Raw genomic sequence first — 22813 nt, forward strand, 5'->3', positions numbered from 1 at the left:
CCGGTTCAGCTTCTGAGCGGGCGGCAAATCACGTTAAGGGCCAGCGCGCTGCAGAGCGGGAAGAGGGCCAGCAGCAGCCAGGGGAGCATCGCCTGCGTTGAAGGCACCAGCGCGCGATCCAGAAGGCTGCCAAACAGCAAATTCCCGGCCAGTACCGCAATGCCTCCGGCGGTGGCGAGTGCGCCGTAGTGCGCCCCCAGCGTGGACTCCTCGGCAAACCGGGGGACCAGGTCCTTAGCTGAGGGTACCAGCAGCATCTGTCCCAGCGTCAACAGCGTCACGAAACAGACCGACGGCAGCAGGCGCAGCCAGCCCTCAGGCGGTGCCGTCGGCGCAAACATTGCCACGCTTGCAAAGGCGGCGGAGAGGAATAAAAAGCCCACCGGCAGGATCCTCACCGCGCCCACGCGCCGGGCGAAACGCGCCAGCGGCAGCTGTAAAGCAACAATCAGTACAGAGGCCAGCATAAAAAGCGGGCCGAGATCTTTCTCGTTACCGCCGGAGCGCTGGATCTCTACCGGCAGCGCCAGATAGAGCTGGTTATAGCTTAAAAGCCACGAGCTATAGGCAATGATAAAGGCGACAAAGCGGGGCTGGCGGAACGTCGTCCACCAGGGAACGAGCTTTAGCGTCCGCGCGGCGTGGCGTGACGCGGGCAGGCAAAAGTAGAGAACCACCAGCGCAACGAGAAAGACTCCAGCGCCCGCCAGCGCCACCTGGCGAAAGCCCAGGCCGGTGAGCAGGGCGCCGGCAACCGGGCCCAGTACCGCACCGAGTTCCCCGCAGACCGCAAACAGCGCGAACCACTCCGCCCGGCTTCGTTTACCTTTCGCCTCGCTATCCGTGCCTGCTTTCGCCAGCAATGCCTCAATAGAAGGAGAAAACAGCGCGCCGCCCACCCCCGTCAGGCACGCGCCCAGAATAATCGGCCACAGCGATTCACCAAGCGCCAGCAGCAGATACCCCGTGACGCGAATAATGCACCCGCTCAGGATAACGATTTTCGCGCCAAACCGGTCCGAGAGCGCGCCGCCGACGATAAACATCCCCTGCTGAGAGAACGTGCGCAGGCCGAGGATCAGCCCGATCAGCCCGCCGGAGAGCAGCATATCGTCGCGCAGGAATATCGCCAGGAAGGGGACAACGGCGTAAAAGCCGATGTTAAAAACAAACTGGCTACCCAGTAAAACGGGGGGCCAGAGCGTGGTGGCAGGGCGAAGGGGCATCGTTGGTCACTCGCCCCTAAACGATAAAGTGAATGTGTTTTTTGCCATGGAACGGCGAGATCTCGATTTTGGTTTTGACCCGGAAGACGTCCCAGAGCAACGACTCGGACAGGATGTCCTGTGGTGTCCCCGTCGCCACAATTTGCCCTTTCTGCATCACAATCAGCGAGTCGCAGAACATCGAGGCGTGGTTGAGATCGTGGATAGCGACAATGCTGGTGACCGGTAATTCGCTGATCAACTGCATCAGCTGCATCTGATGATGAATGTCCAGGTGGTTTGTTGGTTCATCCAGCAGGATTTCCGTCGGGGTCTGGGCCAGCGCGCGGGCAATGTGGACGCGCTGGCGCTCACCGCCGGAGAGACTCAGCCACCCCTGGTCGCTTTTATCCAGCATATCCACGCGCTGCAGAGCGGCGGTGACGGTTTCGTCATCGTGCGTGCTCCAGTTGGAAAAGGCGGAGTGGTGCGGAATCCGCCCGAGTTTGACCACGTCGCGCACGCGCATGTTGGCGTCAGTCATGCCGTGCTGCTCCACGAAGGCGACCCGGCGGGCCAGCTGCTTTTTGGCAATACGAGAGATGTCCTGGCCGTCCAGCGTCACACAGCCCGCATCCGGGCGACGCAGCCCCGCGAGGATACGTAAAAGAGACGATTTACCGCAGCCGTTAGGGCCAAGCAGTCCTACCGTTTCGCCCCGTGAAACCTTCAGCGAGACGTCATTAACGATGACTTTTTTGTCGACCTTCCAGGTAATATTTTCAGCGCAGATGCTCATCACTTATTCCTTGAGCGGTAGATAATCACGGCAAAGAACGGAACGCCAACCAGCGCGGTGACCACGCCGACGGGCAGGCTTTGCGGCGCAATCAGCATGCGCGAGGCAATGTCTGCCAGCACCATCAGGATCGCGCCTGCCAGCGCGCTGGCAATCAGCAGCGTGCGGTGGAGCGGCCCGAACAGGAAACGCATGACGTGCGGCACCACCAGCCCGACAAAGCCGATTGACCCCGCCATGCTGACGATGGTTGCGGTAATCAGCGCGGTGGTGGTAAAGAGCGCCAGGCGCACCCAGGGGACAGCAATGCCCAGCGACGCCGCGGCGTCATCACCGAACGTAAAGGCATCCAGCGCCCGGGAATAGTAGAGGCACACGGCTAACCCAATCAGCACCACGACCAGTGCCAGCTGGAATTCAGGCCAGCGTACGCCGCTGAAGCTGCCCAGCAGCCAGAACATCACGTCGCGCGCCTGCTGGGCACTGGCGGAGGTGCTAATGGTGTAGGCGGTAATGGCGTTAAAAAGCTGCGAGGCGGCGACGCCTGCCAGAATCGTACGTTCATTCCCGCCGCGCGCGCCGTTCGTCAGAAACGCGACAAACGCAAACGCGGCGAACGCCCCGGCAAAGGCCCCGGCAGAGAGCGACACCGCACCGGTGCCGATCCCCAACACGACGACAGAAACCGCCCCGGTCGATGCGCCCGCGGATACGCCGAGCACGTAGGGTTCCGCCAGCGCGTTCTTCAGCAGGCTCTGCAATACGGCCCCGCAGATGGCCAGACCTGCGCCGCAGCAGGCCGCCACCAGCGCGCGGCTCAGGCGGAAGTCCCAGATCACGCTCTCATAGATGCGAGTGAGCGGAACATTGGTGAGCCCCATTTTATTGCTGATGGCGTAAAACACGTTATCCAGCGGGATGGACAGCTCGCCGACGCTGACGCTCAGCGCGATAACCAGAAATAGCAGGACAAAGGCGAGCAAACACGAGGTCGTCAGAACCAGGCTCTGCCTGGCCTGAAGGACAGCGGTGGTCATCAGTTCAGCCCCAGTTTTCTGAGCTGTTCGCCAACCTGCTCAGCCCCGTAAATCGTGCGAATTGTCGGGTTCATGGCCTGACCGTCCATCACCACGATATGGCCTTTTTTCACCGCGTCCAGCTGGCTGACGGCCGGATCGCTTTTCAGGAATTTGATTTTCTCTTCCGCGTTATCCAGCGCCCAGCGGTTGCGATCCAGGCTCGAGACCACAATCACATCCGGATTGGCGGCAATAATGCTTTCCCAGCCCACAGTTGGCCATTCGGTCTCGGAGGTGATGGCGTTATGCCCGCCCATCAGGCTGGCGATAAACCCGGAGGGGCTATTTTTACCGCCTACGTAGGCGTCCGCAGAAGGGGAGGAGCTGGAGAACCAGAAAACAAAGGAGAGATCTTTTTTGTTCTTGCCGAATTCCTTACGCAAGTCGGCCTCACGTTTTTTGAAATCGGCAATCACGGCCTGACCGCGGTCTTCAACGTTAAAGATTTTGGCGAAATCCTCAATCTCCTGATAGAGATACGTCATATCCCACAGTTTCTGGCGGCTGCCGTACATATCGCCGGTGGCTTTTTTGGTCGCACACATGCCCGGGGACACGTAGCTGTTCACGCCCAGGGTCATCAGATCGTCGCGTTTTGCGACCTTGCTTTCTGGCCCCAGCAGCAGCGGTGACTGCGCGGGGACAAAGTCGGGATTTTGCGCAAGCACGGATTCAAGGGTAGGGATTTCGACCGTCAGGGTTTTGATTTTTGCGTTCTGTTCCGCCAGCTGCGGCAGCACTTTCGTCGGCCAGAAGGCGCTGGCCTTCACCTTATCTTCCAGCCCCAGCAGGAGCAGAATTTCGACGGTATTCTGACCCAGAGCCACGACGCGTTCCGGCGCTTTGGTGAATGTCTCTTTATAGCCACAGTTTTCAATCGTCAGAGGATATGTGGTTGCCAGAGCAGAACTGACCGACGCAACCGCCAGGCCTAACGCGCAGATGACCTTCTTCATGAAACGCTACCCTTGATTAATATTATTATTGATGCAAATGAAACTCATTATTAAGGCGGAATTTTATACAGAGGAAACGATTTTGTGTCAATGAGGGACAATTGCGCAGGGTAACGAAAGGCGGTGCCAGAAAAACACCGCCGGATTGGGGGCTTAAACCAGGCTCTCTTTGTCGATCCCGAGACGCTTCATGCGCGACAGCAGGGTAGTGCGTTTTAACCCTAAACGCTGGGCGGCACCTTTTGGCCCGGCGACCACGCCGTTGGTCTCTTTGAGTACGCGCATAATGAGCTGATATTCATCTTCTCCCTCTTTCGCCGTCTCGGCGGCGGGCACGGTCACGTCAGGCAGCGTCACTTCAGGCAGGGAGAGCTGCAGGACATTTCCGCGCGTCAGCAGCACCGCACGCTCGATGACGTTTTCCAGCTCGCGCACGTTGCCGGGCCACTCCATCGATGAAAGGGTACGTAACGTCTCGGCAGGAATGCTGTCGATGTTTCGCCCCATCCGACGCGCGATCTTGGCGGTAAACGCTTTGACCAGCAGGGGAATATCTTCCGGGCGCTCGCGCAGCGGCGGCAGGAAGATCGGGAAGACGTTCAGGCGATAGTAGAGATCGCTGCGAAACTCGCGGTCGGCGACCATTTTTTTCAGGTCGCGGTTGGTGGCGGCAATCAGCCGCACGTCAGTCTGGATAAGCTTGTTGCTGCCAAGACGTTCAAACTCCTGCTCCTGCAGGACGCGCAGCAGTTTTGGCTGTAGCTCCAGCGGCATATCGCCCACTTCGTCGAGAAACAGCGAGCTCTTGTCCGCCAGCTCAAAACGGCCCAGCCGCTGGCTGCTGGCCCCGGTGAATGCACCGCGCTCGTGGCCGAACAGGTCGCTTTCCAGCAGGCCTGCGGGCATCGCCGCGCAGTTCATCTTCACCATCCGACGGCTGTTGCGGTTGCTCAGGTTGTGGATGGCGCGGGCAATCAGCTCTTTACCCGTACCGGTTTCGCCCAGGATCAGCACCGTGCTGTCGCTTTGCGCCACCATCTCAACCTGCTTGAGCACGCTGTACATGGCGTCGCTGCGCCCGATGATTTCACCAAACTCGCTGTCCACGTTGTTGAGCTGTTCGGTCAGGGCCAGGTTCTCATCCACCAGCCGCTCTTTCAGGCGGTGGATCTCCTGATAGGCGAGGGCGTTATCCAGCGCGATGGAGATACGCTCGGCGATCTGGCGCAGCAGCTTCAGGTTGGCGGTGGTAAACACGGCTTCATCACACTGCGCCAGCTTCAGCACACCCAGCATGGTGTTGCCGGACATCAGGGGAAGCAGGCACAGGGTCTGAATCTTGTTGCCCCAGGTGTTAAACAGCATCCGCTCGTACGGTGCCACCGGGTCCTGCTCGCTCAGGTTGAGCAGCAGGATCTCTTTGCTCTTAAACACCCGCTCAGACAGGGTGCCCGCTTCGTCCACTTCGCTCTGCTCGTGCGCCGGGTTGGCTTCATCCAGATAATGCGTGGAGTAGATGTTCAGCTTGCCCTTGCGATGGCCGCGCAGCGCGATGCTGATGGCATCGATTTTGAAATAGTGGTGGATCTCCTTCGAGACTTCGCTGACCAGCTCGTCCATATCAAGGCGCGACAGCACGGCGTTGGTGATGGCGACCAGAATGCGGAAGTTGTCGCGCTCGCGGCTCAGCAGGTCGTAATCCACGTTATTGGTCACGCGGCTTTGGATCTGCTCCGCGACGACGGCCACAATCTGGGTAAAGGTGTGCAGACGCTCGTATTCCGCCTCGCTCCAGGGCTGGTCGGTCGTGCGAATAAACTCGCAGCCACCAAAAATATGTCCCTCCGCCGCGAGCGGCAGCATGCTGTAGTGGCCGAACGGCTGGTAGAGGTTGCTCTCCGCGAGCCGCGGCCACGCCGTGCGGAACTCCTCAAAGTTGCAGTGCAGCGCTTCCGGACGGGAGAGAATACGGCGCACCGGGCCATGCGCGAGATACGTTTCGTCTTCGTACTCAAACGTTTTGCCATTATCGCGCGTTGAATAGTAGCTCGCGCGGTGCGTTCCGCTATGCCACAGTACAATCGCCGCGCTGTCGGCCAGCGCTGATTGCCTGACCAGCCGCGTCAGGGCATCGCTCAGCGCGCCGAGATCGGGCTGCTGTAAAAGTGTGCGCGTGATATCAAACAGGCCCTGCTGTCCAAGATCGCTCATCGGTGTATACGGCATTATTGCTTTCCAATAGAAACTGGCAAAAAAGAGACATTCAGTGCTGACCGCTTATGGCGCGGCTCTAGCAAATTCGGGGTAACGGTTCCGCGTGCGGCAGGTCCAGCGTGCGCTTCACGCCGTAAAGTCCGGTCAGGCGCACCCCCTTGCGCTCAACCACTTCGCCAATGATGGCGGCCTCTTTCCCTAATGGATGCGCGCGCAGCTCAGCAAGAACGGCTTCTGCCGCCGCGCGTTCCACGCCGATCACCAGCTTGCCTTCGTTAGCAAAGTTCAGTGGGTCAAGTCCCAATAGTTCGCACAGCCCCCGCACGGCAGCTTTTACAGGCAGGCCACGCTCGGTCAGTTCAATTCCGCACCCGCTGCTTGCGGCGAATTCGTGAACCACGGCATTCACCCCGCCGCGGGTGGCATCACGCAAGGCCTTCACGCCGGGAATAGCACACAGCGTCTGAATCAGCGGGGTGAGCACCGCGCAGTCGCTGCGCAGTTCACCGTCCAGCCCTAAGCCTTCGCGCAGGTTAAGGATAGTCGCTCCGTGGCAGCCCAGCGTGCCGGTTACCAGCAGCACGTCGCCCGCGCTAAGCCGCTGTGCGCCCCAGTGAATGTTGGCGGGGATAGCCCCCATTCCGGCGGTGTTGATAAACAGCTTATCGGCTGCACCGCGCTGGACCACTTTGGTGTCCCCGGTGACGATAGCGATACCCGCCTCGCGCGCGGTGTGTGCCATGCTGTTCACCACCGCCGTGAGCGTCTCCATCGGCAGACCCTCTTCGAGGATGAATCCGCAGGAGAGGTAGCGGGGAATGGCGCCGCTGACGGCCACGTCGTTGGCCGTGCCGCAGACGGCGAGCTTGCCGATATCGCCGCCGGGAAAGAACAGCGGATCGATGACGTAGCTGTCGGTGGAGAAGGCCAGCTGGTCGCCCAGGGCGGTGAGGGTGGCGAGGTCAATGCGCGCCTGGTCTTCCTGCTCGGCGAGCCAGGGGTTGTTAAAGGCCTCCATGAACAGCCGGTTAATCAGCTGCTGCATCGCCTGTCCACCGCTTCCGTGCGCCATTTCCACCGTGTTCATGCTTCACACTCCTGGTTGCGATATTGATACCACGCGGCGCATGCCCCTTCGGAGGAGACCATCAGCGCGCCAAACGCCGTTTGCGGGTTACAGGTTTTGCCAAATAACGGGCACTGATGCGGTTTGCATTTGCCGGTGAGCACCTCGCCACAGCGGGCCCGGGGATCGTCGCAAACCTGCTGCGGCTGCGGGCGGAAATGCGCTTCGGCGTCGAACGCGCGATAGGCTGGCGTCAGGCGCACGCCGGATTCGGTAATCAGCCCCAGTCCTCGCCACTCGCTGTCGCCTTCGACGCTGAACACCTCCGCAATGGCACGCTGAGCCCGTTCATTGCCGGCATCCGGCACCACGCGGCGGTACTGGTTTTCGACCGCGCTCAGGGCCGCTATTTTCTGCTCAACCAGCATGGTGACACCTTGCAGTAGATCAAGTGGTTCGAAACCAGCCACCACTAACGGACGATTGTACTGTTCAGCGATAAAACCGTAGGCGTCTGTGCCAATCACCATGCTGACGTGGCCCGGTGCCAGAAAGGCGTCAATGCCGTTGCCTGGCGCTTCCAGCAGGCTGCGCAGGGTGGGGATAAGCGTAATGTGCTGGCAGAAGAAGAAAAAGTTATCGACGCCGCGCGCTTTCGCCTGCTGCAGCGTGATGGCGGTGGCGGGCATGGTGGTTTCAAACCCCAGGCCAAAAAATACCACCTTGCGCGCGGGGTTATCCGCTGCCAGCGTCAGGGCATCCATCGGCGAATAGACGATCCGGATGTCCGCCCCGCGCGCTTTCGCCTGCAGCAGCGAGCCGTTTTTCCCCGGCACGCGCATCGCGTCGCCAAAGGTGCAGAATATGACGTCGGGCCGGCTGGCAATCTCGATACAGCTGTCGATGCGTCCCATTGGCAGCACGCAGACCGGGCAGCCGGGGCCGTGGATAAACTCAATGTTCTCCGGCAGCAGCTGGTCGAGGCCAAATTTGAAGATCGCGTGCGTGTGCCCGCCGCACACCTCCATGATCCGCAGCGGCCTTTCTTTGGTGTAGTCCAGCCGCGCCGCGCGCGTTTTGAGGTGTCCGATAAGCTGCAGCACCTGCTCCGGCGCGCGGTATTCATCAACGTAACGCATGATTACCGCTCCTCGCCGTACAGCAGCGCGCCGACGTCCGGCTCCACGTCGAACATGTTTTGCAACGCATCCAGCGTGTCGCGGGCTTCCGCTTCGTTAATCACGCTCATGGCAAACCCCACGTGGACCAGCACCCACTGGCCGAGACGCGACGCGCCCGTTTCATCGGTGCTGCCCACCAGCGTCAGGTCTACATCACGCAGGATGCCGCAAACCTCGACTTTGGCCTGATTACCGTTGAGGGAATGGATTTGTCCCGGTACGCCTATGCACATCGTTCGTTCTCCAGCCAGCGTAACCAGCCGTCCATGCCGTCGCCGCGCGTGGCGGAGACCATCATGATCTCAATCTCCGGGTTCACCTCGCGGGCATACGCCAGGCACTTATCCACGTCGAAATTCAGGTACGGCAGCAGGTCGACTTTGTTCAGCAGCATCAGGGATGCCGCGGCGAACATGTGGGGGTATTTCAGCGGCTTGTCTTCGCCCTCGGTCACCGAAAGCACCGCCACCTTGTGTCGTTCACCCAGATCGAAGCTCGCCGGGCAGACCAGGTTGCCGACGTTTTCAATAAACAGGATGCCGTTATCCGCCAGCGGCAGGCGCGGGGCGGCGTCGGCAATCATCTGCGCATCCAGATGGCACCCTTTGCCGGTGTTGACCTGTATTGCCGGGGTGCCGGTCTCGCGGATGCGCGCCGCGTCGTTTACCGTTTGCTGGTCGCCCTCGATCACCGCGCAGGAGACGCGCCCGTTGAGGCGTTTGAGCGTTTCGGTCAGCAGCGTGGTTTTGCCGGAACCGGGGCTGGAGACCAGGTTCAGCGCCAGCTGTTTGCGGGCGGCGAAGCGGGCGCGGTTGCGGGTGGCGATCTGGTTATTTTTGTCCAGCACGTTGATTTCCACGTCCAGCATCTGGCGCTGGCTCATGCCCGGCGCGTGGGTACCCGCTTCGCCGTGGCCGTAATGCAGGTCGCCCGCGTCGGAACGCTGCGGCGCAAAGGTAATGCCGGTCAGGGCTGCCGCAGGGCGCGGGGCAGGGGAAAAGGGCGCGGAGCGAAACGCGGAGTGGGGACGGTGCTCATCCCCTTCTATATACAGGTTGCCTTCGGCGCAACCGCAGGTACTACACATACTTTACTCCTTCTCGATTTCGAGGCGTTGGATCTGCATGCCGTCATCCGCCACGATGCGCAGCCCGGAGCTCTGACACTGCGGACAGCGCTGTACCTTTGATGAGAGCAGGGTGACGTACTGCTGACACTGTTCGCACCAGCACTCCGCCTGCTGCTCCTCAATATGCAGTTCGCAGCCTTCCGCCAGCGTGCCGCGGCACACCAGCTCAAAACAGAAGGTCAGGGCGCTGGTCTCGACGCAGGAAAACGCCCCGACCTTCAGCCAGACGCCGGTGACGCGTTTCGCGTGGTTTTGCACAGCCTGCTGTTCGATAAGTTCCAGAGCCCGCTGGCAGAGGGTGATTTCGTGCATGACGCCTCCTCAATGAATTGCCCCGGTAATGCAATAACAGTGCCAGCTTGATTTTTGTTAAGGCGTGTCGATGTCACCGCTGTCGAAATGACACGTCGACACCGCGATGTTGACAGCGAATTTTTAATTAAATCCATTGAAAATCATAAGCATAAAAACTGGCATGGAATCTGCTTAACAGCCGCTATCTCCATTAAACGGATACCTTTTATGACTATTTGGGAAATCAGCGAAAAAGCGGAATACATCGCGCAGCGTCATCAGCAGTTACAGGACCAGTGGCACCTTTACTGCAACTCTCTGGTTCAGGGCATTACCTTGTCGAAAGCGCGTCTTCACCACGCGATGAGCTGTGCGGCGCAGGGCGATATGCGCTTTGTCCTCTTCGGCCATTTCATCATCAACGTCACCCTGGCGGATAACTTCAACAGCCACACCATCGAGTACCACCTCGAGACAAAAGACGGTGAAAAACAGTGTATTGCAAAGGCGCAGCTGATGGCTGACGGCATGGTGGACGGCCACGTCAGCAACCGCGATCGCCAGCAGGTACTGGAGCACTATCTGGAAAAAATCGCCCCGGTTTATAACGGCCTGTACACCGCCGTTGAACACGATCTCCCGGTCAACCTGAAGCAGCTGATGGACGGAAATACCTCAGCGAACGTGGCCTGACCCATGCGTGTCGAGAAGTGTCGACAAGACAGTTTTTCGACAAAAATGACTATCACCAGAGGATAACCCGGTGAACCGTTTTGTAATTGCTGACTCGACGGTCTGCATTGGCTGTCGAACCTGTGAGGCGGCGTGTTCGGAAACGCATCGCCTGCATGGGCTGCAGTCCATGCCGCGCCTGCACGTCATGCGTAATGAAAAAGAGTCTGCCCCGCAGCTCTGCCATCACTGTGAAGATGCCCCGTGCGCGGGTGTCTGTCCTGTAAATGCCATCACCCGCGTGGATGGCGCAGTCCAGCTGAATGAAAGCCTGTGCGTAAGCTGCAAGCTGTGCGGCATTGCCTGCCCGTTCGGCGCGATTGAATTTTCCGGCAGCCGCCCGCTGCATATTCCGGCCAATGCCAACTCGCCTAAAGCCCCGCCCGCGCCGCCGGCGCCTGCACGCGTCAGCACGCTGCTGGACTGGGTGCCCGGCATCCGTGCCGTGGCGGTGAAGTGCGACCTGTGCAGCTTCGATGAACAGGGCCCGGCCTGCGTACGGACCTGTCCGACGAAAGCGCTGATTCTGGTTAACATTCGCGACATCGCCCGTACCAGCAAGCGCAAGCGCGAGCTGACCATTAATACCGACGTCGGCGATCTTTCGCTTCTGCAGGCGCTCAACGAGGGGGTGAAATGAACGCGATTACGATGATTACCAGCGCCGTGGCGTACTTTGCCGCCGCCGCCGTGCTGGCGTGGCTTCTGTCATTCCATAAAACCCTGAGCGGCTGGATCGCCGGGATCGGCGGGGCGGTCGGCAGCCTGATGACGCTGGCGGCGGGTGGGGTTGTTCTGCTCGGCGGGCAGTCCGCTGAGGCCGTGATGCCGCTGATTCGCCACACCGTTGCGATTACGCCGCTGAACGCCATCTGGCTGGTGACCTTTGGCCTGTGCGGGCTGTTTATCAGCCTGTTCAATATCGACTGGCACCGCCATCCGCACGCCAAAGCCAACGGCCTGCTGGTGAACCTGCTGATGGCGACGGCGGTCTGCACCGTGATCGCCAGCAACCTCGGCGCGCTGGTGGTGATGGCGGAGATCATGGCGCTCTGCGGCGTGTTCCTGACCGGCTGCAGCGCCTCCGGGAAAGTGTGGTTTGCGCTGGGACGCCTCGGGACGCTGCTGCTGGCGCTGGCCTGCTGGCGGGTGTGGCAGCGTTTCGGCACGCTGGAGTTCGCTGCACTTAACGGGCATCCGCTGGGCAATGACGTCTGGCTGCTGGGCGTGATCGGCTTTGGCCTGCTGGCCGGGATTATCCCGCTGCACGGCTGGGTGCCGCAGGCGCATGCGAATGCCTCCGCGCCCGCTGCCGCGCTGTTTTCTGTGGTGGTGATGAAGGTCGGTCTGTTCGGGATTCTGGCGATTACGCTGACCAGCGGCCAGCCGCCGCTGTGGTGGGGCGTGGTGCTGCTGATTGCGGGCATGATCACCGCCTTCATCGGCGGCCTGTACGCGCTGATGGAGCACAATATCCAGCGCCTGCTGGCGTACCACACGCTGGAGAATATCGGCATCATCCTGCTCGGCATGGGCGCGGGCGTGACCGGGCTGGCGCTGAATCAACCGGCGCTGATTGCCGCCGGCTTTATCGGCGGTCTGTATCACCTGATTAACCACAGCCTGTTTAAAAGCACCCTGTTCCTCGGGGCGGGCAGCGTCTGGTTCCGCACCGGCCATCGGGATATCGAAAAGCTCGGTGGGATTGGCAAAAAAATGCCGGTGATTTCGCTGGCGATGCTGGTCGGGCTGATGGCGATGGCCGCGCTGCCGCCGCTGAACGGCTTTGCCGGGGAGTGGGTGATCTATCAGTCCTTCTTCGCCCTCGGTCAGAGCGAGGCGTTTATCGCCCGCCTGCTGGGGCCGCTGCTGGCGGTCGGGCTGGCGATTACCGGGGCGCTGGCCGTGATGTGCATGGCGAAAGTCTACGGCGTGACCTTCCTTGGTGCGCCGCGTACGCGTGAGGCTGAGAACGCCTGCTGCGCACCGGTACTGATGGGCGTAAGCGTGGTCGCGCTGGCGCTGTGCTGCATCGCGGGCGGGGTTGCCGCGCCGTGGCTGCTGCCGCTGCTGGGCCACGCCATTCCGCTGCCGCTTGAGACGGCGCACACCGTCGTTTCCCAGCCGATGATTGCACTGCTGCTGATTGCCGCGCCGCTGCTGCCGTTCGTGCTGATGCTGTTCTTCAAACGCGACCGGCTCACCTCCCGCTCGCGCGGTGCCGCGTGGGCCTGCGGTTATGAACACGAACAGTCGATGGTCATCACCGCCCACGGTTTTGCTATGCCGGTGAAAGAGAACTTCGCCGCCATGCTGAAGCTGCGCCACTGGCTGAACCCGGTGGGCTGGGTACCCGGCTGGCAGAACGCTGCCGCGCCCGCGCTGTTCCGCCGTCTGGCGTTGATCGAGCTGGCGGTGCTGGTAGTGATTGTGATTTCACGAGGAGCCTGACATGAGTCTGTTACTGGCAATTCTTCAGGCGCTGGTGCTGTTCGCCGCCGCGCCGCTGCTGTCGGGCATCACGCGCGTGGCGCGCGCCCGGATGCACAACCGTCGCGGGCCTGGCGTACTGCAGGAGTACCGCGATCTCTTCAAGCTGCTTTCTCGCCAGAGCGTGGCCCCGGATGCCGCAGGCTGGGTCTTCCGCCTGACGCCGTTCGTGATGGTCGGCGTGATGCTCACCATCGCCACCGCGCTGCCGGTGGTAACGGTGGCTTCGCCCCTGCCCGTGCTTGGCGATCTGATTACCCTTATCTACCTCTTCGCCATCGCCCGCTTCTTCTTTGCGATTGCGGGCCTGGACACCGGTAGCCCGTTTACCGGCATCGGTGCCAGCCGCGAGGCGATGCTCGGCGTGCTGGTTGAGCCGATCCTGCTGCTGGGGCTGTGGGTCGCCGCGCAGGTTGCGGGTTCCACGCACATCAGCTTTATCACCGACACCGTTTACCACTGGCCAGTTGCCCGCTCCCTTCCGCTGGTGCTGGCGCTGTGCGCCTGCGCGTTCGCCACGTTTATCGAGATGGGCAAGCTGCCGTTCGATCTGGCCGAAGCCGAGCAGGAGCTGCAGGAAGGGCCGCTCACCGAATACAGCGGCTACGGCTTTGCGGTGCTGAAGTGGGGCATCAGCCTCAAACAGCTGGTGGTGCTGCAGATGTTTGTCGGCGTCTTCTTCCCGTGGGGGCAGATGACGCACTTCTCCGCGGGCGGTCTGCTGCTGGCCGTCGTGGTTGCCGCCCTCAAGCTGCTGGTCGGCGTGCTGGTGATTGCCCTGTTCGAAAACAGCATGGCGCGCCTGCGTTTTGTGGAAACGTCCCGCATCACCTGGGCCGGGTTTGGTTTTGCATTTTTAGCGTTCGTCTCCTTGCTGGTGGCGTGATTAAAGAGAGTATTTATGTCTGAAGAAAAGAAAGGTCAGCAGTATCTCGCCGCGTTGCATCAGGCTTTCCCGGGCGTGGTGCTGGAGGAGTCCTGGCAAACCAAAGACCAGATCACCGTCACCATTAAGGTGAACTATCTGCCGGAAGTGGTGGAGTTTCTCTACTACCGGCAGGGCGGCTGGCTGTCGGTGCTGTTCGGTAACGACGAGCGCCAGCTGTGCGGCAGTTACGCGGTGTACTACGTGATGTCGATGGAGCAGGGCGAGAAGTGCTGGATCACCGTGCGCGTCGAGGTCGACCCGAATAAACCGGAATACCCGTCCGTCACGCCGCGCGTGCCCGCCGCCGTCTGGGGCGAGCGCGAAGTGCGCGACATGTATGGCCTGGTGCCGGTTGGCCTGCCGGACGAGCGCCGTCTGGTGCTGCCGGACGACTGGCCGGACGAACTCTATCCGCTGCGCAAAGGCAGCATGGACTACCGCCAGCGTCCGGCGCCGACTACCGACAGCGAAACCTACGAGTTCATCAACGAGCTGGGCAGCAAGAAGAATAACGTGGTGCCGATCGGCCCGCTGCACGTCACCTCTGACGAACCGGGCCACTTCCGCCTGTTCGTTGACGGCGAAAACATTATCGACGCCGACTACCGCCTGTTCTACGTCCACCGCGGCATGGAGAAGCTGGCGGAGACCCGCATGGGCTACAACGAAGTGACGTTTCTTTCTGACCGCGTGTGCGGCATCTGCGGCTTCGCCCACAGCACCGCCTACACCACCTCGGTAGAGAACGGCATGGGGATCGTGGTGCCGGAACGCGCGCAGATGATCCGCGCCATCCTGCTGGAGGTGGAGCGCCTGCACTCGCACCTGCTGAACCTCGGCCTGGCCTGCCACTTCGTCGGCTTTGACTCCGGGTTTATGCAGTTCTTCCGCGTGCGCGAAGCGTCGATGAAGATGGCGGAGATCCTCACCGGGGCGCGCAAAACCTACGGTCTGAACCTGATCGGCGGGATCCGCCGCGACCTGCTGAAAAACGACATGATCCAGACCCGCCAGCTGGCGCAGCAGATGCGCCGGGACGTGCAGGAGCTGGTGGATATGCTGCTCAGCACCCCCAACATCGAGCAGCGCACCGTGGGCATTGGCCGTCTTGACCCGGAGATTGCCCGCGACTTCAGCAACGTCGGCCCGATGGTGCGCGCCAGCGGCCACGCCCGCGACACCCGCGCCGATCACCCGTTCGTCGGCTACGGCCTGCTGCCGATGACCGTGCACAGCGAGCAGGGCTGCGACGTCATCTCCCGCCTGAAGGTGCGCATCAACGAGGTGTTCACCGCGCTGAACATGATCGACTTCGGTCTGGACAACCTGCCGGGCGGCCCGCTGATGGTGGAAGGCTTCACCTACATTCCAAACCGCTTTGCCCTCGGCTTTGCCGAAGCGCCGCGCGGGGACGACATCCACTGGAGCATGACCGGCGACAACCAGAAGCTCTACCGCTGGCGCTGCCGTGCGGCGACCTACGCCAACTGGCCAACCCTGCGCTATATGCTGCGCGGCAACACGGTCTCCGACGCGCCGCTGATCATCGGCAGCCTCGACCCGTGCTACTCCTGCACCGACCGCATGACCGTCGTGGACGTGCGCAAGAAGAAAAGCCAGGTGGTGCCGTACAAAGAGCTTGAGCGCTACAGCATCGAGCGTAAGAACTCGCCGCTGAAATAAGGACTCGCCATGTTTACCTTTATCAAAAAAGTGATCAAAACCGGCACGCAGACCAGCCGCTATCCGCTGGAGCCGATGCCGGTCGACAAAAACTTTCGCGGCAAGCCGGAGCACAACCCGCAGCAGTGCATCGGCTGCGCGGCCTGCGTCAACGCCTGTCCGTCGAATGCCCTGACGGTGGAAACGGATCTCAAAACCGGCGAGCTGGCCTGGCAGTTTAACCTTGGACGCTGCATCTTCTGCGGCCGCTGTGAGGAGGTCTGCCCGACGGTCGCCATTCGCCTGTCTCAGGAGTACGAGCTGGCGGTGTGGAAGAAAGAGGATTTCCTGCAGCAGTCGCGCTTTGACCTGTGCCACTGCCGGGTCTGCCAGCGCCCGTTCGCCGTGCAAAAAGAGATCGATTACGCCATCGCGCTGCTGCAGCACAACGGCGACGCGCGCGCGGAACACCACCGCGAAAGCTTCGAAACCTGCCCGGCGTGCAAGCGTCAGAAATGCCTGCTGCCGTCCGACCGCATTGATATCACCCGCCACATGAGAGAGGCCAGCTGATGGAAAACCTACTGGGCCCGCGCGACGCGAACGGCATTCCGGTGCCGATGACGGTGGACGAATCCATCGCCAGCATGAAGGCGTCGCTGCTGAAAAAAATCAAACGCTCGGCCTACGTCTACCGCGTGGACTGCGGCGGCTGCAACGGCTGCGAGATTGAGATCTTCGCTACGCTGTCGCCGCTGTTTGACGCCGAGCGCTTCGGCATCAAGGTGGTGCCGTCCCCGCGTCATGCGGACATCCTGCTGTTCACCGGGGCCGTCACCCGCGCCATGCGCTCGCCCGCGCTGCGCGCCTGGCAGTCCACGCCGGACCCGAAAATCTGCATCTCGTACGGCGCCTGCGGCAACAGCGGCGGCATCTTCCATGACCTCTACTGCGTCTGGGGCGGCACCGACAAAATCGTGCCGGTGGACGTCTACATTCCGGGCTGCCCACCGACGCCCGCCGCCACGCTGTACGGCTTTGCGATGGCGCTCGGCCTGCTGGAGCAGAAAATCCACGCCCGCGAGCCGGGCGAACTCGACAACCAGCCGGCCGCCATTCTGCACCCGGACATGGTGCAGCCGCTGCGGGTGAAGGTTGACCGCACGGCGCGCAGGCTGGCGGGGTACCGCTACGGGCGCCAGATTGCCGATGATTATCTGCGCCTGCTGAGCCAGGGTGACCACCAGGTCGCACGCTGGCTGGAGGCGGAAAAAGATCCGCGCCTCAATGAGATTGTGGCGAACCTGAACAGCATCGTCGATGAGGCGCGTATCCGATGAGTGAAACGGTGGTGTTCAGCCAGCTGAGCCGTAAGTTTATTGATGAGAACGATGCCACGCCGGATGCGGCGCAGCAGGTGGTCTATTACAGCCTGGCGATTGGGCATCACCTCGGGGTGATTGACTGCCTGGAGGCCGCGCTGAGCTGTCCGTGGCCGGAATACCTGGCGTGGATTGCCACGCTGGAGGAGGGCAGCACGGCGCGGCGCAAAATGGAAGGCGTGCCGAAGTACGGCGAGATCGTGATCGATGTGAACCACATTGCCATGCTCGCCAACGCCTTTGACGCGGCGCTGGGCAGGCAAACCCCCGAGCAGCAGACTTGGAGCAAAACGCTGCGCGGCATGCTGCATGATATTCATCAGGAGAGCGCCATCTACCTGATGGTGAGGAGATTACGTGACTGACGTTTTACTGTGTGTCGGCAACAGCATGATGGGCGACGACGGCGCGGGTCCGCTGCTCGCAGAGATGTGTGCCGCCAACCCGCAGGGCGACTGGGTGGTGATTGACGGCGGCAGCGCGCCGGAAAACGACGTGGTGGCCATCCGTGAACTGCATCCGGACAGGCTGTTAATCGTCGATGCCACCGATATGGGGCTCAACCCCGGCGAGATCCGCCTGATTGACCCGGACGACATCGCCGAGATGTTTATGATGACCACCCACAATATGCCGCTGAACTACCTCGTGGATCAGATCAAAGGTGACGTGGGCGAGGTGCTGTTTTTGGGCATTCAGCCGGACATTGTCGGGTTTTATTACCCGATGACGCCGCCGGTGAAAGAGGCGGTGGACGTGGTGTATTCACGGCTAGCGGGATGGGTTGGGGATGGAGGTTTTTCTCAGCTCTGAGCAGCGCCCGGTGGCGCTACGCTTACCGGGCCTACGGTTTTGTAGGCCGGGTAAGGCGAAGCCGCCACCCGGCAAAACAGGCTACTCGAGATCCGCCCCGTTACTCGCAATCACCTTCTTATACCATCCGAACGATTTCTTGCGTTTCCGTTCCAGCGTGCCGTTTCCGGCGTCGTCGCGGTCAACGTACACAAACCCGTAGCGCTTGCTCATCTCACCGGTTGAGGCCGAGACCAGGTCAATGCAGCCCCAGGTGGTGTAGCCCATCAGCGGCACGCCGTCCTCAATCGCGTCGCCCATTGCGCGGATGTGCTCGCGCAGGTAGCTGATGCGGTAGTCGTCGTTAATCTCGCCGTTTTCATCAACGACGTCTTTCGCTCCCAGGCCGTTCTCCACCAGGAACAGCGGCTTCTGATAGCGGTCGTACATCATGTTCATGGTGATGCGCAGCCCGAGCGGGTCGATGCCCCAGCCCCATTCGCTCACCTGAATGTGCGGGTTGCGCAGGGACTTCACGATGTTCGCCGCGCTGGTGTTGCCCGCGTTCATGTCCGCCGAGGCGCAGCGCGAGGCGTAGTAGCTAAACGAGACAAAATCGACGGTATTTTTCAGCAGTTCGTCATCGCCCGGGTCTTTAACAATCACCACGCCTTTCTCGCGGAACACGCGGGCAGAATAGGCAGGATAGCGGCCGCGCGCCTGCACGTCGATAAAGAACAGGTTCTCGCGGTCTTTCTCCAGCGCCATCCACACGTCTTCCGGCTTGCAGGAGTAGGGGTAGAAGTTACCGCCCGCCAGCATGCAGCCCACCTGGTTTTCCGGGTTTACCTCGTGGGCAATTTTGGTCGCCAGCGCGCTCGCCACCAGCTCGTGGTGCGCGGCCTGGTATTTCACCTGGTCTTCGTTTTCGCCTTCCTCAAACACCAGTCCCGCGCCGGAAAACGGGCTGTGCAGCATGATGTTGATTTCGTTGAAGGTCAGCCAGTATTTCACCAACCCGTTAAATTCTTCGAAGCAGGTGCGGGCGTAGCGGGCGAAGAAATCGACCATCTTGCGGTTGCGCCAGGAGCCGTATTCCGTCACCAGGTGCATCGGCACGTCAAAGTGGCAGAGGGTCACCAGCGGCTCGATGTTGTATTTTTTGCACTCCTCGAACACCGCGCGGTAAAAGGCAATGCCTTCTTTGTTCGGCAGCGGCTCGTCGCCGTTCGGATAGAGGCGGCTCCAGGCGATCGAGGTGCGGAACACCGTAAAGCCCATCTCCGCCATCAGGGCGATGTCCTCTTTATAGCGATGGTAAAAATCAATCGCCTCGTGGCTCGGGTAGAACTCGTCGTCACGCAGCGAGAAACGCTTTTCCTTACCGAGCTTCACTGCCAGGCGATTCGCGCCGTGGGGGATCATATCGACCGTCGTCAACCCTTTGCCGCCTTCACGGTAAGCCCCTTCGCTCTGGTTGGCGGCAAGCGCGCCGCCCCATAAAAATCCTTGTGGAAAAACAGACATTCTTACCTCGCTTTCAATTTATGCTTTTGCTGCGTTGTTCTGTACCGGTGCGGTCTGCAGGGCGCGCGCTTTTTCAGCCTCGTCTTCGACCGGAATATCCTCAAAGCCCAGTATCAGGGTCAGAATAAACGACAGCACCACTGCCAGACCCATCACGCCAAACACCCAGACGATGGTCATCGGGTTGGCCGGGTCGAAGAACTGCACGCTGGTGAACAGCCCCGGTGCCGCCATCGAATGGCTGGCAAGACCGGCTATGCCCGCCACCGCGCCGCAGATAAAGCCGCTGATCAGGCTGGCAATCAGCGGGCGTTTCAGACGGATCGCGACGCCGTACAGGGCCGGTTCAGAGATCCCCGCCATGATGGCGGAGGCCGCCGCCGCCAGCGCCGTCTGGCGCAGCTCCGGGTTTTTCGTTTTCCACGCCACCGCCAGCGACGAACCGCCGAGCGACAGGTTGGCGCCAATTTCCGACGGCATCACCATCCCTTCCTTGCCCGTTTCGGCAATGGTCTGAATGATGGTCGGCGTAAAGACGCGGTGCATCCCGGTCATCACCAGCAGCGGCCACAATGCGCCCATGATCGCCACGGAGAGCCAGCCCAGGTAGCCGTGAATGGTGTAGACCAGCGCGGAGATGGCGCTACCGATCCAGATCCCCAGCGGGCCAATCAGCACGATGGCGAGCGGGGCGGCAATCAGCACGATCAGCATCGGCTTGAGGAAGTTTTTCGTCACCGCCGGGGTGATGCGATCCACCCAGCGTTCGATGTACGACAGGCACCAGGTCATCACCAGCGCGGGGATGACGGTGTAGGTGTATTTCACCGCCGTCACCGGGATAAAGGCGAACTCAACGTGCTCGCCCTGCGCGGCTTTCGCCATCAGCTCGATAAAGCTCGGGTGCACCAGCACGCCCGCAATGGCTATCGCCAGCGACATGTTGGTTTTGAATTTCACCGCCGCCGAGGCCGCCACCATCAGCGGCAGGAAGAAGAACGCGCCGTCGCCGATGACGGTCAAAATGGTGAGCGTCGGTGCGCCTTTGGGCAGCACGCCGGTCATCTCGAGGATCATCGCCAGCAGCTTGACCATCGAGCCGCCGATGATCGCCGGGATCAGCGGGGACATGGTGCCGATCAGCGCGTCGAGGATCCCGGCGCCAATGCGGCGTAACGTCAGCTTTTGCGGGCCTTCCGGCACCGCGGGCTGCAGGTCAGCGGGCAGCAGGCTTACCACCTCGCGGTACGCCTGAGAGACGGTATTGCCAATAATCACCTGGCACTGGTTGTCGTTACGCACCACGCCGAGCACGCCGCTGATGCTTTTCAGGCGCGCGGCGTCGGTGAGGGTTTCGTCTTTCAGAACGAAACGCAGTCGCGTCATGCAGTGGGTGACGGCGACGATGTTCTCTTTGCCGCCCAGCGCGCTGATAACGTCGTTCGCCAGCGCAGCGTAATTTTTGGCCATCGGATGTGATCCTGTTATCGTTGTGTGAAATGTAGGAAACCGGTTCCACATAATCATCATGAGTTTTTATGAATGAAACAAGATCGCTTTTTGACCATTTTTTCGTTTCGTGATGAATGTCGCAATGAGGTGCCGAAAGCGTGATGTCGCCGCTGCGACAATTTTTCTGCAGTGCAGTACACTGCCCGCATGAGTTTCGGATGGAAAAAAAACATGACCACGATGCTGGAAGTGGCGAAGCGGGCAGGCGTTTCGAAAGCGACGGTGTCCCGGGTGCTGTCGGGTAATGGCTACGTCAGCCAGGAGACCAAAGACCGGGTGTTTCAGGCCATTGAAGAGAGCGGCTATCGCCCAAATTTGCTGGCGCGCAACCTGGCGACCAAACGCACCCAGACGCTGGGCCTGGTGGTGACGAACACCCTTTATCACGGCGTCTACTTTAGCGAACTGCTGTTTCACGCCGCGCGCATGACCGAAGAGAAAGGGCGACAGCTGATCCTCGCGGACGGCAAGCACAGCGCCGATGAGGAGCGCGAGGCGATCCAGTATCTGCTGGATATGCGCTGCGACGCGGTGATCATCTATCCGCGTTTTCTGAGCGTGGATGAGATGGATGCGATCGTCGAGAAGTGCGAGCAGCCCATTATGGTGCTCAACCGCCGCCTGCGGAAAAACAGCAGCCACAGCGTCTGGTCCGATCATAAAGCCTCCAGCCAGGACGCGGTGTCACAGCTGATTGCGAAAGGGCATCGGGAGATCGCCTTTATCACCGGCTCGATGGATTCTCCCACCGGGGTCGAGCGTCTCTCCGGCTACAAGGATGCGCTGGCGCAGCACGGTATTCCGCTGCGCGAGGGGCTGATCGCGCAGGGGAAGTGGAACCCCGCCAGCGGCGCGGCGGCGGTGTCCGACCTGCTTGCGCGCGGTGAGCGCTTTACGGCGCTGGTGGCGAGCAATGACGATATGGCCATCGGTGCCCTGAAGCAGCTGCACGACAGCGGCGTGGCCACGCCCGACGCGGTGTCGGTGATCGGTTTCGACGATGTGGCCATCGCACCCTACATCGTGCCGTCGCTCTCCAGCGTACGCATTCCGGTAACGGAGATGATTCAGGAGACCATCAGCCGCCTGATCTTCATGCTCGACGGCGGCGAGTTTAAATATCAGCAAACCTTCTCCGGCGAGCTTGTCCTGCGCGACTCGGTTATTGACGGCCCACACCGCTGATGTCGACAGCTGTCATCGTCATAAGTGACGATGACAGCGCCGCTGCGATTTTTAAAGTTCTATAAAATCAATATGTTAATTATTGGCACGGTTTATGAATATCTCCGCGCATAACTGTAATGCTGGAGAAGCAGATGAACCGTTTTATTATGGCCGATGCCAGTAAGTGTATTGGTTGCCGTACCTGTGAAGTGGCGTGCGTGGTTTCCCATCAGGCGGAGCAGGACTGTGCGTCGCTCACCCCTGACACCTTCCTGCCGCGCATCCACGTCATCAAAGGCGTGAATATCTCCACCGCCGCCATCTGTCGCCAGTGCGAAGACGCTCCGTGCGCGAACGTCTGCCCGAACGGGGCGATTAAACGCGAGAAAGGCTTTGTGCACGTGATGCAGGAGCGCTGCATTGGCTGCAAAACCTGCGTGGTTGCCTGCCCGTATGGCGCGATGGAGGTGGTGGTCCGTCCGGTGGTGCGCAACAGCGGCATGGGGCTGAGCGTGCGGGCGGAGAAAGCCGAAGCCAACAAGTGCGACCTGTGCTACCACCGTGAGGCCGGCCCGGCCTGTATGGAAGCCTGCCCGACGCACGCGCTGGTCTGCGTGGATCGCGACAAGCTTGAGCAGATGAGCGCCGAAAAGCGCCGTCGCGCGGCGTTCGACACCTCGTCATCACTGCTGTTCTGA

Annotated in this window: 23 protein-coding genes; 11 read left to right on the top strand and 12 right to left on the bottom strand. The window is 60.9% G+C overall.

What is annotated here, in order from left to right:
* Nucleotides 1–5: 5 nt before the first annotated feature.
* From LLF79_RS15425 to hypA, 10 genes are all read right to left on the bottom strand, one after another.
* Nucleotides 6–1226 (bottom strand): MFS transporter, encoded by a 1221-nt coding sequence (locus LLF79_RS15425; protein ID WP_227879823.1) that lies wholly within the window; start codon nt 1224–1226, stop codon nt 6–8.
* A gap of 16 nt (nt 1227–1242) precedes the next feature.
* Nucleotides 1243–2004, bottom strand: coding sequence for an ABC transporter ATP-binding protein (locus LLF79_RS15430; protein ID WP_227879825.1), 762 nt, complete (start codon nt 2002–2004; stop codon nt 1243–1245).
* Nucleotides 2004–3041 (bottom strand): iron ABC transporter permease, encoded by a 1038-nt coding sequence (locus LLF79_RS15435; RefSeq protein WP_025912391.1) that lies wholly within the window; start codon nt 3039–3041, stop codon nt 2004–2006. The genes LLF79_RS15430 and LLF79_RS15435 overlap by 1 nt, the downstream gene beginning before the upstream one ends.
* Nucleotides 3041–4039, bottom strand: coding sequence for an ABC transporter substrate-binding protein (locus tag LLF79_RS15440; protein ID WP_023325969.1), 999 nt, complete (start codon nt 4037–4039; stop codon nt 3041–3043). Before LLF79_RS15440 ends, LLF79_RS15435 begins: the two co-directional genes overlap by 1 nt.
* A 153-nt stretch (nt 4040–4192) precedes the next feature.
* The gene (gene flhA, locus LLF79_RS15445; protein ID WP_021241929.1) at nt 4193–6265 is read right to left on the bottom strand and encodes a formate hydrogenlyase transcriptional activator FlhA; all 2073 of its coding nucleotides are present in this window, start codon (nt 6263–6265) and stop codon (nt 4193–4195) included.
* A 64-nt stretch (nt 6266–6329) separates the two neighbouring features.
* Nucleotides 6330–7340: a hydrogenase expression/formation protein HypE gene (gene hypE, locus LLF79_RS15450; RefSeq protein WP_227879827.1), complete on the bottom strand. Its 1011-nt coding sequence runs from the start codon at nt 7338–7340 to the stop codon at nt 6330–6332.
* Entirely contained in the window at nt 7337–8458 is a 1122-nt protein-coding gene (gene hypD, locus LLF79_RS15455; protein WP_227879829.1) for a hydrogenase formation protein HypD, read from the bottom strand. The genes hypE and hypD overlap by 4 nt, the downstream gene beginning before the upstream one ends.
* 2 nt (nt 8459–8460) lie before the next feature.
* Nucleotides 8461–8733, bottom strand: coding sequence for a HypC/HybG/HupF family hydrogenase formation chaperone (locus LLF79_RS15460; RefSeq protein WP_008499582.1), 273 nt, complete (start codon nt 8731–8733; stop codon nt 8461–8463).
* Nucleotides 8724–9587: a hydrogenase nickel incorporation protein HypB gene (hypB, locus tag LLF79_RS15465; protein WP_008499581.1), complete on the bottom strand. Its 864-nt coding sequence runs from the start codon at nt 9585–9587 to the stop codon at nt 8724–8726. The genes LLF79_RS15460 and hypB overlap by 10 nt, the downstream gene beginning before the upstream one ends.
* Before the next feature lie 3 nt (nt 9588–9590).
* The gene (gene hypA, locus LLF79_RS15470; protein WP_023294429.1) at nt 9591–9941 is read right to left on the bottom strand and encodes a hydrogenase maturation nickel metallochaperone HypA; all 351 of its coding nucleotides are present in this window, start codon (nt 9939–9941) and stop codon (nt 9591–9593) included.
* Nucleotides 9942–10151: 210 nt separating this feature from the next.
* Between hypA and hycA the strand changes: the two genes are divergently transcribed.
* The 9 genes from hycA to hycI all read left to right on the top strand — a co-directional run bounded on the left by hycA (nt 10152) and on the right by hycI (nt 17930).
* Entirely contained in the window at nt 10152–10616 is a 465-nt protein-coding gene (gene hycA, locus LLF79_RS15475) for a formate hydrogenlyase regulator HycA (protein ID WP_023294428.1), read from the top strand.
* A gap of 70 nt (nt 10617–10686) precedes the next feature.
* Nucleotides 10687–11295 (top strand): 4Fe-4S dicluster domain-containing protein, encoded by a 609-nt coding sequence (locus LLF79_RS15480; protein ID WP_023294427.1) that lies wholly within the window; start codon nt 10687–10689, stop codon nt 11293–11295.
* Nucleotides 11292–13106: a formate hydrogenlyase subunit 3 gene (hycC, locus tag LLF79_RS15485; RefSeq protein ID WP_227879830.1), complete on the top strand. Its 1815-nt coding sequence runs from the start codon at nt 11292–11294 to the stop codon at nt 13104–13106. The genes LLF79_RS15480 and hycC overlap by 4 nt, the downstream gene beginning before the upstream one ends.
* Before the next feature lies 1 nt (nt 13107).
* Nucleotides 13108–14031 carry a respiratory chain complex I subunit 1 family protein gene (locus LLF79_RS15490; protein WP_135345446.1) on the top strand — a complete coding sequence of 308 codons (924 nt, stop codon included), beginning with the start codon at nt 13108–13110 and terminating at the stop codon, nt 14029–14031.
* Between the two features lie 15 nt (nt 14032–14046).
* The gene (gene hycE, locus LLF79_RS15495; protein WP_227879831.1) at nt 14047–15756 is read left to right on the top strand and encodes a formate hydrogenlyase subunit HycE; all 1710 of its coding nucleotides are present in this window, start codon (nt 14047–14049) and stop codon (nt 15754–15756) included.
* Nucleotides 15757–15765: 9 nt separating this feature from the next.
* Nucleotides 15766–16308, top strand: coding sequence for a formate hydrogenlyase complex iron-sulfur subunit (locus tag LLF79_RS15500; RefSeq protein WP_008499573.1), 543 nt, complete (start codon nt 15766–15768; stop codon nt 16306–16308).
* A complete protein-coding gene (locus LLF79_RS15505) occupies nt 16308–17075 on the top strand; it encodes an NADH-quinone oxidoreductase subunit B family protein (protein WP_227879833.1) in 768 nt (255 codons plus the stop codon). The genes LLF79_RS15500 and LLF79_RS15505 overlap by 1 nt, the downstream gene beginning before the upstream one ends.
* Nucleotides 17072–17482, top strand: coding sequence for a formate hydrogenlyase maturation HycH family protein (locus LLF79_RS15510; protein WP_227879835.1), 411 nt, complete (start codon nt 17072–17074; stop codon nt 17480–17482). The genes LLF79_RS15505 and LLF79_RS15510 overlap by 4 nt, the downstream gene beginning before the upstream one ends.
* Nucleotides 17475–17930 (top strand): hydrogenase maturation peptidase HycI, encoded by a 456-nt coding sequence (gene hycI / locus LLF79_RS15515; protein WP_046091884.1) that lies wholly within the window; start codon nt 17475–17477, stop codon nt 17928–17930. Before LLF79_RS15510 ends, hycI begins: the two co-directional genes overlap by 8 nt.
* 81 nt (nt 17931–18011) lie before the next feature.
* On the opposite strand, the gene LLF79_RS15520 is transcribed toward hycI, so the two are convergent.
* The gene (locus LLF79_RS15520) at nt 18012–19436 is read right to left on the bottom strand and encodes a 6-phospho-beta-glucosidase (protein ID WP_045354360.1); all 1425 of its coding nucleotides are present in this window, start codon (nt 19434–19436) and stop codon (nt 18012–18014) included.
* 18 nt (nt 19437–19454) lie between these two features.
* Entirely contained in the window at nt 19455–20906 is a 1452-nt protein-coding gene (gene ascF, locus LLF79_RS15525; RefSeq protein ID WP_008499568.1) for a PTS cellobiose/arbutin/salicin transporter subunit IIBC, read from the bottom strand.
* Between the two features lie 213 nt (nt 20907–21119).
* On the opposite strand from ascF, the gene LLF79_RS15530 reads away from it, so the two are divergent.
* Both LLF79_RS15530 and hydN read left to right on the top strand, forming a co-directional pair.
* The gene (locus LLF79_RS15530; RefSeq protein ID WP_023325960.1) at nt 21120–22133 is read left to right on the top strand and encodes a LacI family DNA-binding transcriptional regulator; all 1014 of its coding nucleotides are present in this window, start codon (nt 21120–21122) and stop codon (nt 22131–22133) included.
* 134 nt (nt 22134–22267) lie between these two features.
* A complete protein-coding gene (gene hydN, locus LLF79_RS15535) occupies nt 22268–22813 on the top strand; it encodes an electron transport protein HydN (RefSeq protein ID WP_008499565.1) in 546 nt (181 codons plus the stop codon).

The sequence above is a fragment of the Enterobacter cloacae complex sp. 2021EL-01169 genome (assembly GCF_020733125.1).
In the GTDB taxonomy this organism is placed as follows: Bacteria; Pseudomonadota; Gammaproteobacteria; order Enterobacterales; family Enterobacteriaceae; genus Enterobacter; species Enterobacter roggenkampii.